This is a genomic window from Pseudomonas sp. LBUM1655, assembly GCF_059716085.1.
The window spans coordinates 5,915,542-5,931,374 of sequence record NZ_CP166801.1 but is presented as its reverse complement, the minus strand read 5'-3'; the positions used below and the strand labels follow the sequence as shown (position 1 = coordinate 5,931,374).

15 protein-coding genes are annotated in these 15,833 nt (G+C 58.7%); 13 read left to right on the top strand and 2 right to left on the bottom strand.

The genetic code is table 11. The features are described from left to right. Window positions 1-197: 197 nt before the first annotated feature. From ACA074_RS26725 to ACA074_RS26690, 8 genes are all read left to right on the top strand, one after another. Window positions 198-1,541 carry an OprD family porin gene (locus ACA074_RS26725; protein ID WP_497678080.1) on the top strand — a complete coding sequence of 448 codons (1,344 nt, stop codon included), beginning with the start codon at window positions 198-200 and terminating at the stop codon, window positions 1,539-1,541. A 295-nt stretch (window positions 1,542-1,836) separates the two neighbouring features. Continuing rightward, entirely contained in the window at window positions 1,837-2,475 is a 639-nt protein-coding gene (locus tag ACA074_RS26720) for a peroxiredoxin (protein ID WP_187681058.1), read from the top strand. Window positions 2,476-2,698: 223 nt separating this feature from the next. Then, on the top strand, window positions 2,699-3,292 hold the full coding sequence (ssuE, locus tag ACA074_RS26715; protein ID WP_497678079.1) for an NADPH-dependent FMN reductase: 594 nt from the start codon (window positions 2,699-2,701) through the stop codon (window positions 3,290-3,292). A gap of 102 nt (window positions 3,293-3,394) precedes the next feature. Beyond that, window positions 3,395-4,381, top strand: coding sequence for a sulfonate ABC transporter substrate-binding protein (locus ACA074_RS26710; RefSeq protein WP_497678078.1), 987 nt, complete (start codon window positions 3,395-3,397; stop codon window positions 4,379-4,381). A 25-nt stretch (window positions 4,382-4,406) separates the two neighbouring features. After that, entirely contained in the window at window positions 4,407-5,555 is a 1,149-nt protein-coding gene (gene ssuD, locus ACA074_RS26705; RefSeq protein ID WP_187681055.1) for an FMNH2-dependent alkanesulfonate monooxygenase, read from the top strand. 8 nt (window positions 5,556-5,563) lie between these two features. Continuing rightward, window positions 5,564-6,346 carry an aliphatic sulfonate ABC transporter permease SsuC gene (ssuC, locus tag ACA074_RS26700; protein ID WP_187681054.1) on the top strand — a complete coding sequence of 261 codons (783 nt, stop codon included), beginning with the start codon at window positions 5,564-5,566 and terminating at the stop codon, window positions 6,344-6,346. Further along, window positions 6,343-7,149 (top strand): aliphatic sulfonates ABC transporter ATP-binding protein, encoded by an 807-nt coding sequence (ssuB, locus tag ACA074_RS26695; protein ID WP_497678077.1) that lies wholly within the window; start codon window positions 6,343-6,345, stop codon window positions 7,147-7,149. Before ssuC ends, ssuB begins: the two co-directional genes overlap by 4 nt. A 27-nt stretch (window positions 7,150-7,176) precedes the next feature. Then, window positions 7,177-7,392 (top strand): TOBE domain-containing protein, encoded by a 216-nt coding sequence (locus ACA074_RS26690; RefSeq protein ID WP_003229256.1) that lies wholly within the window; start codon window positions 7,177-7,179, stop codon window positions 7,390-7,392. A gap of 80 nt (window positions 7,393-7,472) precedes the next feature. Here ACA074_RS26690 and ACA074_RS26685 read toward each other — a convergent pair whose 3' ends face one another. Then, entirely contained in the window at window positions 7,473-8,105 is a 633-nt protein-coding gene (locus ACA074_RS26685; protein WP_489880610.1) for a TetR/AcrR family transcriptional regulator, read from the bottom strand. A gap of 258 nt (window positions 8,106-8,363) precedes the next feature. Next, a complete protein-coding gene (locus tag ACA074_RS26680; RefSeq protein ID WP_007913842.1) occupies window positions 8,364-9,740 on the bottom strand; it encodes a glutamine synthetase family protein in 1,377 nt (458 codons plus the stop codon). A 278-nt stretch (window positions 9,741-10,018) separates the two neighbouring features. Here ACA074_RS26680 and ACA074_RS26675 point away from each other — a divergent pair, with 278 nt between their 5' ends. The 5 genes from ACA074_RS26675 (at window position 10,019) to ACA074_RS26655 (ending at window position 15,819) form a co-directional block, all read left to right on the top strand. Beyond that, a complete protein-coding gene (locus ACA074_RS26675) occupies window positions 10,019-10,375 on the top strand; it encodes a gamma-glutamyl-gamma-aminobutyrate hydrolase family protein (protein ID WP_489880611.1) in 357 nt (118 codons plus the stop codon). Window positions 10,376-10,470: 95 nt separating this feature from the next. Next, window positions 10,471-11,829, top strand: coding sequence for a glutamine synthetase family protein (locus ACA074_RS26670; RefSeq protein ID WP_034151968.1), 1,359 nt, complete (start codon window positions 10,471-10,473; stop codon window positions 11,827-11,829). Between the two features lie 56 nt (window positions 11,830-11,885). Next, entirely contained in the window at window positions 11,886-13,250 is a 1,365-nt protein-coding gene (locus tag ACA074_RS26665; RefSeq protein ID WP_497678076.1) for an aspartate aminotransferase family protein, read from the top strand. 171 nt (window positions 13,251-13,421) lie between these two features. Beyond that, window positions 13,422-14,534, top strand: a complete 1,113-nt coding sequence (locus ACA074_RS26660) for a polyamine ABC transporter substrate-binding protein (RefSeq protein WP_497678075.1) — start codon at window positions 13,422-13,424, stop codon at window positions 14,532-14,534. Window positions 14,535-14,721: 187 nt separating this feature from the next. Continuing rightward, on the top strand, window positions 14,722-15,819 hold the full coding sequence (locus tag ACA074_RS26655) for a polyamine ABC transporter substrate-binding protein (RefSeq protein WP_187681048.1): 1,098 nt from the start codon (window positions 14,722-14,724) through the stop codon (window positions 15,817-15,819). Window positions 15,820-15,833: the final 14 nt, after the last annotated feature.

The following is a 15,833-nucleotide window of genomic DNA, read 5'->3' as shown; positions in this document are numbered from 1 at the left end:
TGAATAAATTCTTTTTGGGTTTATCAGGAAGTCTTTACCCTGCACGGACCAAATCACTGCGATTAGACCTTGGTCGTAGACACACAAGGTTACGATTGACTTGTCAGTCACGGTCTGGCGCTAATCGCGCATCTTAGGACCCAGGGCATCAGATCCCGGGCCAGGAACACAAGAATTAGAAACGAGAGGAGCTTTACATGAACAAGTCCACCTTGGCCCTGGCTGTGGCCGTAGGGGTTATGGCGCAGCAGGCAGGCGCCGCCGGTTTCATCGAAGACAGCAAGGCAACTTTGGGGCTGCGTAACTTCTACATCAACACTGATAACCGTGATGGCGCTGGCGCCAACAAGAACGAAGAATGGGGCCAAGGCTTCGATCTGCGTTTCACCTCCGGTTACACCCAAGGCACCGTAGGCTTCGGTATCGACGCCATCGGCCTGCTGGGCGTGCGTCTGGATTCGGGCGGCGGCACTAACGGCAACAGTGGTACCGCTTACGGCGGCACTGTGTTCCCTAGCGAGTCCAATGGCAAAGCGGTGGACAACTTCTCCAGCCTGGGCCTGACTGCCAAAGCCAAGGTTTCCCAGACCGAACTGAAGTTGGGCACCCTGCAGCCAAAACTGCCAGTGATTGTGACCAACGACGGTCGTCTGCTGCCACAAACCTGGCAGGGTGGCCAGATCACTTCCGGCGAGATCAAAGACTTGACGCTGGTCGGTGGTCAGATCGAAGCCGTAAAAGGTCGTAACTCCAGCAACAACGAAAACCTGTCCATCGGCGGTGCAAACAGCCGCGGCACAGCTTTCCGTGACAGCAACAAGTTCATCTACGGTGGCGGTGACTACAAAATCACCAAAGACCTGACTGCCCAGTACTACTACGGCAACCTGGAAGATTTCTACAAGCAGCACTTCCTGGGTCTGGTACACAACTGGGCAATCGGCCCGGGCGTGCTGAAGTCGGACTTCCGTTACTTCAACAGTTCCGATGACGGCAAGAACGGCACTGACTCGGCCTACTACAGTTCGGGTAACTACACTGGCTTCCGTAACGGTCGTGGTGAAGTCGACAACAACCTGTATAGCGGCCTGTTCCTGTACACCGTTGCCGGTCACACCTTCGGCGGCGGCTACCAGGTTTCCAACGGCAGCAGCGACTTCCCTTGGCTGAACCAGGGCGACGGTTCGTCGAACTACACCATCACCGACATGCAGATCCAGAAGTTCGGTCGTGCCGGCGAGAAAACCTGGCAGGCTCGCTACTCGTATGACTTCGCTAAAGTCGGCGTACCTGGTCTGACCGCTGGTGTGGTTTACCTCAAAGGTGATTCGATCGATACCGTTGGCACCAACGGTCGCGAGAATGCTTCGAACCGTTCCGAGTGGGAACGCGACTTCACCATCGGCTACGTAGTGCCGGAAGGCCCGTTCAAAAACGTCGGCCTGATGTGGAAAAACGCTGTATGGCGCACCGACCTGCCGAACACCCGTTCGCAGGACGAAAACCGCCTGATCGTCAGCTACTCGATCCCGCTGATGTAATAGCGCGCTTCGAACCGCTGATGTAAAAAAGCCCCGTCCGGCATCGCGCCGGACGGGGCTTTTGCGTTTTCGAGTCAGGCCCACCCCCGTAAGCCCTCCCCGAATTTCCCTCTTTACAGCAACTCAAGGCCTTCTCGAACCTTGCGACCGATGTTCGTCGGGATGCGGCCGGGCGTCCAGTGAACAGATCTTTAATATTCTTTTAAGATCTAGATATCTATTTATTTATTCTTTTTCAGAAGATCAAAAGCCAAGCTACAGTTGAGGTCTCCAACAACTCATCAGGAGCAGCACCATGAGCCTCAGACTCGGCGACATCGCCCCCGATTTCGAACAAGACTCCAGCGCCGGCAAGATTCGTTTCCACGAATGGCTGGGCGATAGCTGGGGCGTGCTGTTCTCCCACCCGGCGGACTTCACCCCGGTGTGCACCACCGAGCTGGGTTTTACCGCCAAGCTCAAGGATGAGTTCAGCAAGCGCGGCGTCAAAGCCATCGCGCTGTCGGTCGACCCGGTGGACTCGCACCACAAGTGGATCGAAGACATCAATGAAACCCAGAACACGATCGTCAACTTCCCGATCCTGGCCGATGCCGATCGCAAGGTTTCCGATCTTTACGACCTGATCCACCCGAATGCCAACGACACCCTCACCGTGCGTTCGCTGTTCGTGATCGATCCCAACAAGAAGATTCGCCTGACCATCACCTACCCGGCGAGCACCGGGCGCAACTTCCACGAGATCCTGCGGGTGATCGATTCGCTGCAACTCACCGACAACTACAAAGTGGCCACGCCGGCCAACTGGCAGGACGGTGAGGAGGTGGTGATCGTGCCGTCGCTCAAGGATGAGGAAGAGATCAAGAAACGCTTTCCAAAGGGGTATCGCGCGGTGAAGCCATATCTGCGCCTGACGCCGCAGCCGAACAAATAACCTTTTGAGGTGATCCGATCAGCGTGTAGCCACAAAGCAGGGGATTTCGGGCCGTTTCGACGGCCTTTTTTTCGCCCGAAAAAAGGTAGAACGTATATCTCTAAAACGCATAACTAAATGAATAAATATGATTTATGGATATATAAATCAGCTGGTAAGGTCACTCCCATCGAAGCGAGATCGCAACCCGCGAATCGCCTGTAACGCTCAAGGAATCGTCTGAATGCTGGTTGTCTCACTCGGTGGCAGTCCTAGCCAACGCTCCCGATCCGGGGTGTTGCTGGAGCGCTCGCAACGCTGGTTGCAGGAGCAAGGGGTGGAAGTGGTGAGTTATCAGGTGCGGGACTTCCCTGCCGAGGATTTGCTCCACGCCCGTTTCGACAGCCCCAAGGTGCTCGACCTGCTCGCTCAGATTGAAAGCGCCGATGGCCTGCTGATCGCCACGCCGGTTTACAAGGCTTCGTTCTCCGGCGCCCTGAAGACTCTGCTGGACCTGCTGCCCGAGCGTGCCTTGAGCCACAAGATTGTTTTGCCGATGGCCACCGGTGGCAGCATCGCCCACATGCTGGTGGTCGATTACGCCCTCAAGCCTGTGCTGTCGGCACTGAAAGCCCAGGAAATGCTGCAAGGGATTTTTGCCGAGGACAGCCAGATCGCGTATGGCGAAGGCAGTGCCGCGGCACAACTGGCACCGGCGCTGGAGCAGCGTCTGCATGAAGCGCTGGAGCAGTTTGTCAGCGCCATGGCCCGCCGGCCTAAACCGCTGGAGCCGGGACTGTTGAACGAACGTTTGTTGAGTGCTCTCTGGAGCATTTGAGCCTGCTTTTCAGTTACACCGGAATTTGAAGTACTCACCTTACTCAGCCGCCAACGGCCCAGCAGGTGCAGCCAAAACCCAACAGCAAAAAAGGAGAGCGCTATGCGCACTGTATTTTTGCGTCGTGGTCTGGTCGCTCTGTTTGCTGCGGCTGTGTCTTTCGGCGCCATCACTCAAGCTCAAGCTCAAGCCGAGACTTTGCGGATCGGTTATCAAAAGTACGGCACGCTGGTGCTGCTCAAGGCCAAAGGGACGTTGGAAAAACGTCTGGCCGCCCAAGGCGTGGACGTGCAATGGACTGAATTTCCCGGTGGCCCACAACTGCTCGAAGGCCTGAACGTCGGCTCGATCGACTTCGGCGTGACGGGCGAAACCCCACCCGTATTCGCCCAGGCTGCCGGCGCCGATTTGCTCTACGTCGCCTACGAGCCGCCAGCGCCGAACAGCGAAGCGATCCTTGTGCCGAAAGACTCGCCGATCAAATCCGTCGCGGATCTGAAGGGCAAGAAAGTCGTGCTGAACAAAGGCTCCAACGTCCACTACCTGCTGGTGCGTGCGCTGGAAGACGCCGGCCTCAAATACACCGACATTCAAACCGTATTCCTGCCGCCGGCCGATGCCCGCGCCGCGTTCGAACGGGGCAGCGTCGACGCCTGGGTCATCTGGGATCCGTACCAGGCGGCCGCCGAGAAACAGCTGCAAGCGCACACCCTGCGTGACGGCAAAGGCATCGTCGACAACCACCAGTTCTATCTGGCGACCAAACCTTACGCGCAGAAAAATCCCGAGGTGATCAAAGCCCTCGTTGAAGAAGTGCGCGCCGTTGGCGAGTGGTCCAAAGCCAATCCTGAAGACGTGACCCAGCAGGTTGCGCCTCTGCTCGGTCTGCCGGCGGATATCACCCTGACCTCGGTGAAACGCCAAGGCTACGGCGCGCTGTTCCTGACCCCGGAAGTGGTCGCCGCGCAACAGAAAATCGCTGACACCTTCTTCCAGCTCAAGCTGATTCCCAAGCCGTTGAGCATCAAGGATGTGATCTGGACACCACCGGCCGCTGTGGCCCAAAGCTCAGTCACCCAAGCCCCGTAATTCGAATCCCCAAGGAGACCACTCCATGAGCCTCAATATCTTTTGGTTCCTGCCTACCCACGGCGACGGCCATTACCTTGGCACCGCCGAAGGTGCGCGCGCCGTCGACCATGGCTATCTGCAACAGGTCGCGCAAGCGGCGGATCGTCTGGGCTTTGGCGGTGTGCTGATTCCCACTGGCCGCTCCTGCGAAGACTCGTGGCTGGTGGCCGCGTCGCTGATCCCGGTGACCCAGCGTTTGAAATTCCTTGTCGCGCTGCGCCCCGGGATCATTTCCCCGACAGTCGCGGCGCGTCAGGCTGCAACCCTGGATCGCCTGTCCGGTGGTCGTGCGTTGTTCAATCTGGTGACCGGTGGCGATCCGGAAGAACTGGCCGGTGATGGTTTATTCCTCAGCCACGAAGAACGCTATCAGGCCTCGGTGGAATTCACCCGCATCTGGCGTCGTGTGCTGGAAGGCGAAACCGTGGATTACGACGGTCAGCACATCAGCGTGAAAGGCGCCAAATTGCTCTATCCGCCGATCCAGCAACCGCGTCCGCCGCTGTACTTCGGCGGTTCGTCGGAGGCGGCGCAGGACTTGGCTGCCGAGCAAGTTGAAATGGTTCTGACCTGGGGCGAACCGCCAGCCGCAGTGGCCGAGAAGATCGAGCAGGTGCGCGCCAAAGCCGCCAAGCTCGGCCGCACCGTGCGCTTCGGCATCCGACTGCATGTGATCGTCCGCGAAACCAATGCCGAGGCGTGGCAAGCGGCGGATCGGCTGATCTCGCACCTGGACGACGAAACCATCGCTCGTGCTCAAGCCTCGCTGGCGCGTTTCGATTCGGTCGGCCAGCAACGCATGGCGGCCTTGCATGGCGGCAGTCGCGACAACCTGGAAGTCAGCCCGAACCTGTGGGCCGGTGTCGGTCTGGTGCGCGGCGGTGCCGGTACGGCGCTGGTCGGCGATGGCCCGACTGTGGCCGCTCGCGTGAAGGAATACGCCGATCTGGGCATCGACACCTTCATCTTCTCCGGTTATCCACACCTCGAAGAGTCGTATCGCGTCGCCGAACTGTTGTTCCCACACCTCGACATTGAGCGCCCGGAACTGCCGAAAAGCACCGGTTACGTCAGTCCGTTCGGCGAGATGGTCGCCAACGACATTCTTCCCAAAGCCGCGTCGCAGAGCTGAGGCGCGCCATGAAGAAAATTATCCACAGCCTCGCGCCGTGGGCGTTGCCGGTGTTGCTGCTGGCGGTGTGGCAGTTGTCGGTGTCGGCGGGATGGTTGTCGACACGGATCCTGCCGGCACCGGTGGCGGTGATCGAGGCTGGCGTCAGTCTGGTGCGCAGCGGCGAGATCTGGACGCACCTGGCAATCAGCGGCTGGCGCGCAGCACTGGGTTTTGTCATTGGTGGCGGCATCGGTCTGGCACTGGGTTTTATCACCGGCCTATCGAAGTGGGGCGAACGCTTGCTCGACAGCTCGGTGCAGATGATCCGCAATGTGCCGCATCTGGCGCTGATTCCGCTGGTAATCCTGTGGTTCGGCATCGACGAGTCGGCGAAGATTTTTCTGGTGGCGTTGGGCACGTTGTTCCCGATCTACCTCAACACCTATCACGGCATCCGCAACGTTGACCCGGCGCTGGTGGAGATGGCGCGCAGTTATGGCCTCTCCGGTTTCAGCCTGTTCTGGCAGGTGATTCTGCCGGGCGCGCTGCCTTCGATTCTGGTCGGCGTGCGCTTCGCGTTGGGCTTCATGTGGCTGACGCTGATCGTCGCTGAAACCATCTCGGCCAGCTCCGGCATCGGCTATCTGGCGATGAACGCCCGGGAGTTCTTGCAGACCGACGTGGTGGTGCTGGCGATCCTGCTTTACGCGGTGCTCGGCAAACTCGCCGACCTCGCAGCACGAGGACTCGAGCGTGTGTGGCTGCGTTGGCATCCGGCCTATCAGGTTGCCAAGGGAGGTGCGGCATGACCGCTCAACAACCTCCGCGCCTGCTGCGCGGGATTCCGCTGGCGGTGCGCAATCTGCAAAAGACCTTCGGTACGCGCCAGGTTTTGCGTGACATCGATCTGCACATTCCGGCGGGGCAGTTCGTCGCTGTGGTCGGGCGCAGTGGTTGCGGCAAAAGTACCTTGCTGCGCCTGCTCGCCGGGCTTGATCAGCCGACTGGTGGCGACTTGCTCGCAGGTTCGGCGCCGCTCAGCGATGCGCGGGAAGACACCCGCCTGATGTTCCAGGAAGCACGGCTGCTGCCGTGGAAAAAGATCATCGACAACGTTGGTCTCGGCCTCAGGGGCAACTGGCGCCCGCAAGCACTGGACGCGCTGGAAGCAGTGGGGCTGGCGGATCGCGCCAACGAATGGCCGGCAGCCTTGTCCGGTGGCCAGAAACAACGTGTCGCTCTGGCGCGAGCGCTGATCCATCAACCGCGTCTGCTGTTGCTCGACGAACCGCTCGGCGCGCTGGATGCGCTGACCCGGATCGAGATGCAGCAACTGATCGAACGCCTCTGGCAGCAGCATGGTTTCACCGTGTTGCTGGTGACCCACGATGTCAGCGAAGCGGTGGCGATTGCCGACCGCGTGATTCTGATCGAGGACGGCGAAGTCGGTCTCGATCTGCCTGTGGAACTGCCGCGGCCGAGGGTGCGAGGTTCGCACCGGTTGGCCGCGCTGGAAACCGAAGTGCTCAACCGCGTTCTCTCCCTGCCCGGCGAACCGCCGGCGCCGGAACCTGTTTCACCACTGCCTACGCAACTGCGTTGGGCTCAATAACTCAAGCAAACGACAGGAATCATTGCCATGACTATCAAAGCCATCAACGTCCGCAACCAGTTCAAAGGCTCGATCAAGGAAATCGTTCTCGGTGACGTGCTGTCGGAAATCGACGTGCAGACCGCTTCCGGCATCGTCACTTCGGTGATCACCACTCGCTCGGTCAAGGAGCTGGAACTGGTGGTCGGCAGCGAAGTGATTGCCTTTGTGAAATCCACTGAGGTTTCCATCGCCAAGTTGTAAGGCTGTGGATAAAAACAACCCCGGAGGGTATGAGCCCTGATCGTTCCCACGCTCCGCGTGGGAACGATTGCCTCAGTAACCTACAGAGATCTTTTGGGCAGATACGTCGGCAGATACAGCCCGATATAAGCATCAAACACCCGCATCCCTTCTTCAGCCATGCGCGGCGTGATCTGCCCGTGCTGCTGCACCGAGCGCGCATAGACGCGGTCGCCCAGCTCCATGGCGAGAGCAAACACATCGACATCATTCGGCAGCCTCGGCAGTTCGAAGTGATGGTCGAACAGCTTGTGCATCAGGTCGCCCAACTCGATGTCGTGCTGACGGTCAGCCTGGGTGACTTCAGTGAGCCCGTGCTGGGCGAGGATCAACTGCCGGGCGGCAGCGTCTTCGTCGTAGATCTCCAACATCCGCTGTTCAACCAGTCGTGACAGGTCGCGCCAGTCGCGCAGGGCCTCATGATCGATCGGCGCTTGCAGGCAGGCGCGGAATGCCGCGTGCACATCCGCCGTCAGTGCTTCGAGCAGCGCCGGGACGCTGGCGAAGAAGTGATAAACCGAGGAGGGCGGAATCTGTGCGCGCTCGGCCACGCTGTAGATCGACAGACTGGCCACGCCCTCGGTTGCCAGCAAAATACGCGCGGCGTCGAGTATCGAATCGATCCGTGCCTGACTGCGGGCGCGGGGTTTGCGAAGGGGGGCGGGTCGCGTCATGGAAGTCTCCTGCGGGGCAGCGGGCATTGTACGAGGCGGGTTCGGTGTTGTCTGCCGACCTGTGGCGAGGGGATTTATCCCCGATGGGCTGCGAAGCGGCCCCAAAGCCATTCAGCTTGGTGTATCAGGAATAACTGGTTCTCAGGGTTTACGGCTGCTGTGCAGCTGATCGGGGATAAATCCCCTCGCCACAGAGGCCATAAAAAAACGCCATGGGCTGAATCAGCCAACGGCGTTTTTTCTGAAGCTGCAATCCGCTTAAACGGTATGCAGGTACCAGTTGTACTCGAGGTCGGAGATGGAGTGTTCGAACTCCTCCAGCTCGCTCTCTTTACAGGCGACGAAGATATCGATGTATTTCGGATCGATGTACTTGGCCATCACCTCGCTGTCGTCCAGCTCACGCAGGGCATCGCGCAAGTTGTTCGGCAGGCTTTGCTCGTTCTGCTCGTAGCTGTTGCCTTCGACAGGCGCGCCCGGCTCGATCTTGTTGGTCAGGCCGTGGTGCACGCCCGCCAGTACCGAAGCCATCAGCAGGTACGGGTTGGCGTCGGCGCCGGCTACACGATGCTCGATACGCACGGCATCGGACGAGCCGGTCGGTACGCGAATCGCCACGGTGCGGTTGTCCAGGCCCCAGCACGGCGAGTTCGGCACGTAGAACTGTGCACCGAAACGGCGGTACGAGTTGACGTTCGGGCACAGGAACGCCATTTGAGCGGGCAGGGTCTCCAGCACACCGCCGATTGCGTGACGCAATGCGGCGTTCTGCTCGGGATCCTCGCTGGCAAAGATGTTCTTGCCTTCTTTGTCCAGAATCGAAATATGCACGTGCAAACCATTACCTGCCTGGCCCGGGTAAGGCTTGGCCATGAAGGTGGTGTCCATTTCATGGTCGTAGGCGATGTTCTTTATCAGACGCTTGAGCAGTACCGCGTAGTCGCACGCCTTGATCGGGTCGGCGACGTGGTGCAGGTTCACTTCGAACTGCGCCGGGGCACTTTCCTTGACGATGGCGTCGGCCGGGATGCCTTGCTCTTTTGCACCTTCCAGAATGTCCTGGAGGCAGTCGACGTATTCGTCGAGGTCGTCGATCAGGTAGACCTGAGTCGAGTGCGGGCGTTTGCCGGAGATCGGCGAGCGTGGCGGCTGTGGGCGCCCGTTCACGTTTTCCTGGTCGATCAGGTAGAACTCGAGTTCGAAAGCGGCGCAGATGGTCAAGCCGAGCTCGTCAAACTTTGCAACAACTTGACGGAGTACTTCGCGCGGATCCGCAAAGAACGGGTCGCCTTCGAGTTCGTGCATGGTCATCAACAGTTGCGCGGTAGGGCGCTTCTGCCATGGCTCGTTGCACAGGGTATCGGGGATTGGATAGCAGATACGATCGGCGTCGCCGATGTCCAGGCCCAGGCCGGTGCTTTCCACCGTAGAGCCATTGATATCCAGAGCAAATAGAGAGGCCGGCAGGTTGATGCCTTTCTCGTAAACCTTGTGGAGGCTGGTGCGTTCAATGCGCTTGCCGCGCACCACACCATTCATATCCGCAATCAGAAGGTCAACGTACAGAACCTCAGGATGTTCCTTAAGGAACGCGTTCGCTTCGTTGAGCTGAACGGCACGCGGGGGTACCGACATGATGCAACACCTTTGTTGTTAAAAATATCAATCATTGATCTTTTCTGGTTTCAGTCAACCCGAACGGCCTGCCGAAGTCAAGCAAGGCCTTTTTTGCCCTAAAAAAGCGCTGTGAGGGCATTTATGGGGCAGTTTTGGGCATTTTTTTGTCCTTGGGAGACTTGGCACCCGCGGGCTTGAGCAGGCCGTGTTGTATTTTTTACGGGGGTGTTGTGTAAAAAAATGAACAAGGCTAAGCTCCGATCAAACCCATAACAGCAATAATACCGGGGTGCTTCATGTCTCGCCTGCCGATAATCGGCGTCACCGACTGCTCGCAACAGTCCGGTCTGCATGCTTATCCCATCAGTGGCGAATCGTCCGTACAGAGTGCAGCCTTTGAGGCTCGCAGCCTGGCGACGAAGTTGTCGTCAGCCGCAGCCAAAACGGCAGCGTCCGATATTCTGGACGCACGACAAGGCATCCGCTTTATGGCGTCTCCTTTCAATATAGATCTCTTTCTCTCCCAAAGCCCGTGCCGCTCCGCAAAGCGTGCTCATGATTCTGCACGCCATGAGTTTGCACAGGAAATGCAACGCCAGCGTAAAGGGCAGGTAAGCTCCTCTTTCATTGTCTATGCGCGGTGCCGGGCGTAAGCCGGTACTGCGCGCAAGCAAGCCCCCTTTAACGCGACGCCCAGGCGTCAAACTTTGCCTGACACCCTGTCAGGAGACTCAGCCCAGAGGCATTTATGAGTAACAACCTCGACCAGCTCACCGATTGGTTGAAAGACCACAAGATCACAGAAGTCGAATGCATGATCGCCGACTTGACCGGTATCACCCGGGGCAAGATCTCGCCGACCAACAAGTTCATCGCCGAGAAAGGCATGCGCCTGCCTGAGAGCGTGCTGCTGCAGACCGTGACCGGCGACTATGTCGAAGACGACATCTATTACGAACTGCTCGACCCGGCCGACATCGACATGATCTGCCGCCCTGACCAGAACGCCGTGTACCTGGTGCCATGGGCCATAGAGCCGACTGCCCAGGTGATCCACGACACCTACGACAAGCAAGGCAACCCGATCGAGCTGTCGCCGCGCAACGTCCTCAAGAAAGTGTTGAAGCTCTACGCCGACAAAGGCTGGCAGCCAATCGTGGCGCCGGAAATGGAGTTCTACCTGACCAAGCGCAGTGACGACCCGGACTATCCGTTGCAGCCGCCGATCGGCCGTTCCGGGCGTCCGGAAATCGGACGTCAGTCGTTCTCTATTGAAGCAGCGAACGAATTCGATCCGCTGTTCGAAGACGTCTACGACTGGTGCGAATTGCAGGAGCTGGACCTCGACACGCTGATCCACGAAGACGGCACGGCGCAGATGGAAATCAACTTCCGTCACGGCGACGCGCTGTCGCTGGCCGATCAGATTCTGGTGTTCAAACGCACCATGCGTGAAGCCGCGCTCAAGCACGACGTGGCCGCGACCTTCATGGCCAAGCCGATGACGGGCGAGCCGGGCAGTGCCATGCACTTGCACCAGAGCATCATCGACATCGAAACCGGCAAGAACGTCTTCTCCAATGAAGACGGGACCATGAGCCAGTTGTTCCTGCACCACATCGGTGGCTTGCAGAAACTGATCCCCGAGCTGTTGCCGCTGTTCGCGCCGAACGTCAACTCGTTCCGCCGCTTCCTGCCGGACACCTCGGCGCCGGTGAACGTGGAGTGGGGCGAAGAGAACCGCACCGTGGGCCTGCGCGTACCGGATGCCGGCCCGCAGAACCGCCGTGTGGAAAACCGCCTGCCGGGCGCCGACGCCAACCCGTATCTGGCGATTGCCGCGAGCCTGCTCTGCGGTTACATCGGCATGGTTGAAGGCCTCAACCCGAGTGCGCCGGTGGTCGGTCGTGGCTATGAGCGCCGCAACCTGCGCCTGCCGCTGACCATCGAGGACGCGCTGGAGCGTATGGAAAACAGCGCAACCATCGAGAAATACCTGGGCAAAACTTTCATCACGGGCTACGTCGCGGTCAAGCGGGCCGAACATGAAAACTTCAAGCGCGTGATCAGTTCGTGGGAGCGTGAGTACCTGCTCTTCGCCGTCTGATACGCCGGGCGCGGTGCTCAGGCGCCGCGTCTTCACCGATAACAAGGAGAATTGGCATGACCAGCAACAACCCGCAAACCCGTGAGTGGCAAGCGCTGAGCAGCGACCACCACCTGGCCCCGTTCAGCGACTTCAAGCAATTGAAAGAGAAGGGCCCACGGATCATTACCAACGCCAAGGGCGTTTACCTGTGGGACAGCGAAGGCAACAAGATCCTCGACGGCATGGCCGGTCTGTGGTGCGTGGCCATCGGTTATGGTCGCGATGAACTGGCCGACGCCGCCGCCAAACAAATGCGCGAACTGCCTTACTACAACCTGTTCTTCCAGACCGCGCACCCGCCGGCACTGGAACTGGCCAAGGCCATCGCCAACGTCGCGCCAGAAGGCATGAACCATGTGTTCTTCACCGGTTCCGGCTCCGAAGGCAACGACACCATGCTGCGTATGGTTCGCCATTACTGGGCGATCAAGGGCCAGCCGAACAAGAAAGTCATCATCAGCCGCAAGAACGGTTATCACGGTTCCACCGTGGCTGGCGCGAGCCTGGGTGGCATGACTTATATGCACGAACAGGGCGACTTGCCGATACCGGGCATCGTCCACATCGCTCAGCCGTACTGGTTCGCCGAAGGCGGCGACATGTCGCCGGAAGAGTTCGGTGTCTGGGCGGCCAATCAACTGGAAGAGAAAATTCTCGAAGTCGGCGTCGACAACGTCGGTGCCTTTATTGCCGAGCCGATCCAGGGTGCCGGTGGCGTGATCATTCCGCCAGACAGCTACTGGCCGCGTATCAAGGAAATCCTCGCCAAGTACGACATCCTCTTCGTCGCCGACGAAGTGATTTGCGGCTTCGGCCGTACCGGTGAGTGGTTCGGTAGCGATTTCTACGACCTCAAACCCGACATGATGACCATCGCCAAAGGTCTGACCTCCGGCTATATCCCAATGGGTGGCCTGATCGTCCGTGACTCGGTGGTGGCCGTGCTCAACGAAGGCGGCGACTTCAACCACGGCTTCACCTACTCCGGTCACCCGGTGGCGGCGGCGGTGGGTCTGGAAAACATCCGCATTCTGCGCGACGAAAAAATTATCGAGAACGTCCACAACGAAACGGCACCGTATTTGCAGAAACGTCTGCGGGAACTGAACGATCACCCGATGGTGGGTGAAGTTCGCGGAGTCGGTCTGCTGGGGGCGATCGAGCTGGTGCAGGACAAAGCCACTCGCAAGCGTTACGAAGGCAAGGGCGTCGGCATGATCTGCCGGCAGTTCTGCTTCGATAACGGGCTGATCATGCGTGCCGTGGGCGACACCATGATCATTGCGCCGCCGCTGGTGATCAGCAAAGCGGAGATCGATGAGTTGGTTACAAAGGCACGCAAGTGTCTGGACCTGACCCTCAGTGCATTGCAGGGCTAGGTGCTAGGCTTCGAGCGGGGGAGCTGCGGCGCACTCGCTCGAAGCTGTCAGAAAGGCTGGTCTTTTCTTGAAAGACCGCCTCGGATGTTGCCAGACTAGCCGCGGTTCCAGTTGTCCGGGTTCGGCCGCTGAACAAAGTGGTTCAAAAAAGAAAAATTTGGAGCATGACGCATGAAGGCATTAGGTAAAAAGCTTGCTGGCAAGACACTTCTCGCGCTGTCCATGGCGGGCATGATGGCGGGTGCGGTTCAGGCGGACGACAAGGTATTGCACGTCTATAACTGGTCCGACTACATCGCGCCGGACACGGTCGCCAACTTCGAGAAGGCCACCGGGATCAAAGTCGTCTACGACGTATTCGACAGCAACGAAACCCTGGAAGCCAAGCTGCTGGCCGGTAAATCCGGTTACGACATTGTGGTGCCTTCCAACAACTTCCTCGCCAAGCAGATCAAGGCCGGTGTTTACCAGGAGCTGGACAAGTCCAAGCTGCCGAACTGGAAGAACCTCGACGAAGACCTGCTCAAGGCCGTTGGCGATGCCAGCGACCAGGGCAACAAGCACGCGTTCCCGTACATGTGGGGCTCCATCGGGATCGGCTACAACCCGGCGAAGGTCAAGGCTGCGTTGGGCATCGACAAGATCGATTCCTGGGACATCGTGTTCAAGCCTGAAAACATCGAGAAACTCAAAAGCTGCGGCGTAAGCTTCCTCGACGCCCCGACCGAAATGATTCCGGCGGCTCTGCACTATCTGGGCAAACCGACCAACAGCAAGGACAAGGCTGACCTGAAAGCCGCCGAAGACCTGTTCCTCAAGGTGCGTCCTTCGGTTGCCTACTTCCACTCCTCCAAATACATCTCCGATCTTGCCAACGGCAACATCTGTGTGGCGGTCGGTTATTCGGGTGACCTGGAGCAATCCAAGACCCGCGCCAAGGAAGCCGGTGACAAGGTCAAGTTGGCCTACACCATTCCGAAAGAAGGCGCCGGTACTTTCTACGACATGGTCGCCATTCCCAAGGATGCCGAAAACGTCGAAGCCGCTTACAAATTCATGAACTACCTGCTTGAGCCAGAAGTGATGGCCGGGATCACCAACGCCGTACGCTTCCCGAACGGCAACAAGGCGGCCACGCCGCTGGTGGACAAAGACATCACCAGCGATCCGAGCATCTATCCGTCGGCTGAAGTGAAGAAACAGCTCTACGCGATCAGCGATCTGGATGCCGCCACCCTGCGACTGATCACTCGCAGCTGGACCAAAATCAAATCCGGTAAATAAGCCGGTTTGAAGCAGCAACCGCTGGCCGTCGTCCCCGCGACGGCGGCCAGCGGGATAATTAAATGACAGAAAGTTTTGCTGGAACGGTTTTTCGAGGGTAAGTTGCGCGCCGGTTTTGTTGCCGGGCAGCCATGGCTGTCATGCAGCGCGGGGCAACTTGGGCCCAACTAATTTAGAGGACCTCCACTTGCCTATTTTTTCTTCTTTGCGCAAAGCCCTGCTGGCCACTGCCGGCCTGACGATTGCTGTCGGTGCCCAAGCCGCCGGTACGGTGCATATTTATAACTGGTCCGATTACATCGGCGAGACCACTCTGGCCGACTTCGAAAAAGCGTCCGGGATCAAGCCGGTCTACGACGTGTTCGACTCCAACGAGACCCTGGAAGGCAAGCTGCTGGCCGGGCGTACCGGTTACGACGTGGTCGTGCCGTCGAACCATTTCCTTGGCAAACAGATCAAGGCGGGCGCGTTCCAGAAGCTCGACAAGACGCAGCTGCCGAACTATTCCAACCTCGACCCTGTGCTGCTCAAGCGTCTGGAGCAGAACGATCCGGGCAACCTGTACGCTGTGCCTTATCTGTGGGGCACCAACGGCATCGGTTACAACGTCGATAAAGTCAAAGCCGTGCTGGGCGTCGACAAGATCGATTCCTGGGCCGTGCTTTTCGAACCGGAAAACATCAAGAAGCTGCACAGCTGCGGCGTAGCGTTCCTCGATTCGGCCGATGAAATGATGCCGACCGTGCTCAACTACATGGGCCTGAACGCCAACAGCACCAACACCAAAGACTACGAAAAAGCCACCGCCAAACTGCTCGCGGTGCGCCCTTACGTGACCTACTTCCATTCGTCCAAATACATCGGCGACCTGGCCAACGGCGACATCTGCGTAGCCATCGGTTTCTCCGGTGACATCTTCCAGGCCAAGAATCGCGCTGAGGAAGCCAAGAAGGGCGTGAACATCGCCTACTCGATCCCTAAAGAAGGCGGCGCGCTGTGGTTCGACATGCTGGCGATTCCCAAGGACTCGTCCAACGTCAAAGAAGCCCACGCCTTCATCAATTATTTGCTGAAACCTGAGGTGATCGCCCAGGTCAGTGATTATGTCGGTTATGCCAACCCCAACCCGGGTTCGGACAAGCTGATGGAGCAGTCCATTCGCACCGACGAAGCGGTTTATCCACCGCAAGCAGTCCTCGACAAGACCTACGTGTCGACCGAGTTGCCACCCAATATTCAGCGTTTGATGACCCGTAGCTGGACCAAGGTCAAGTCGGGCAAATAAGGCACAACTATCCT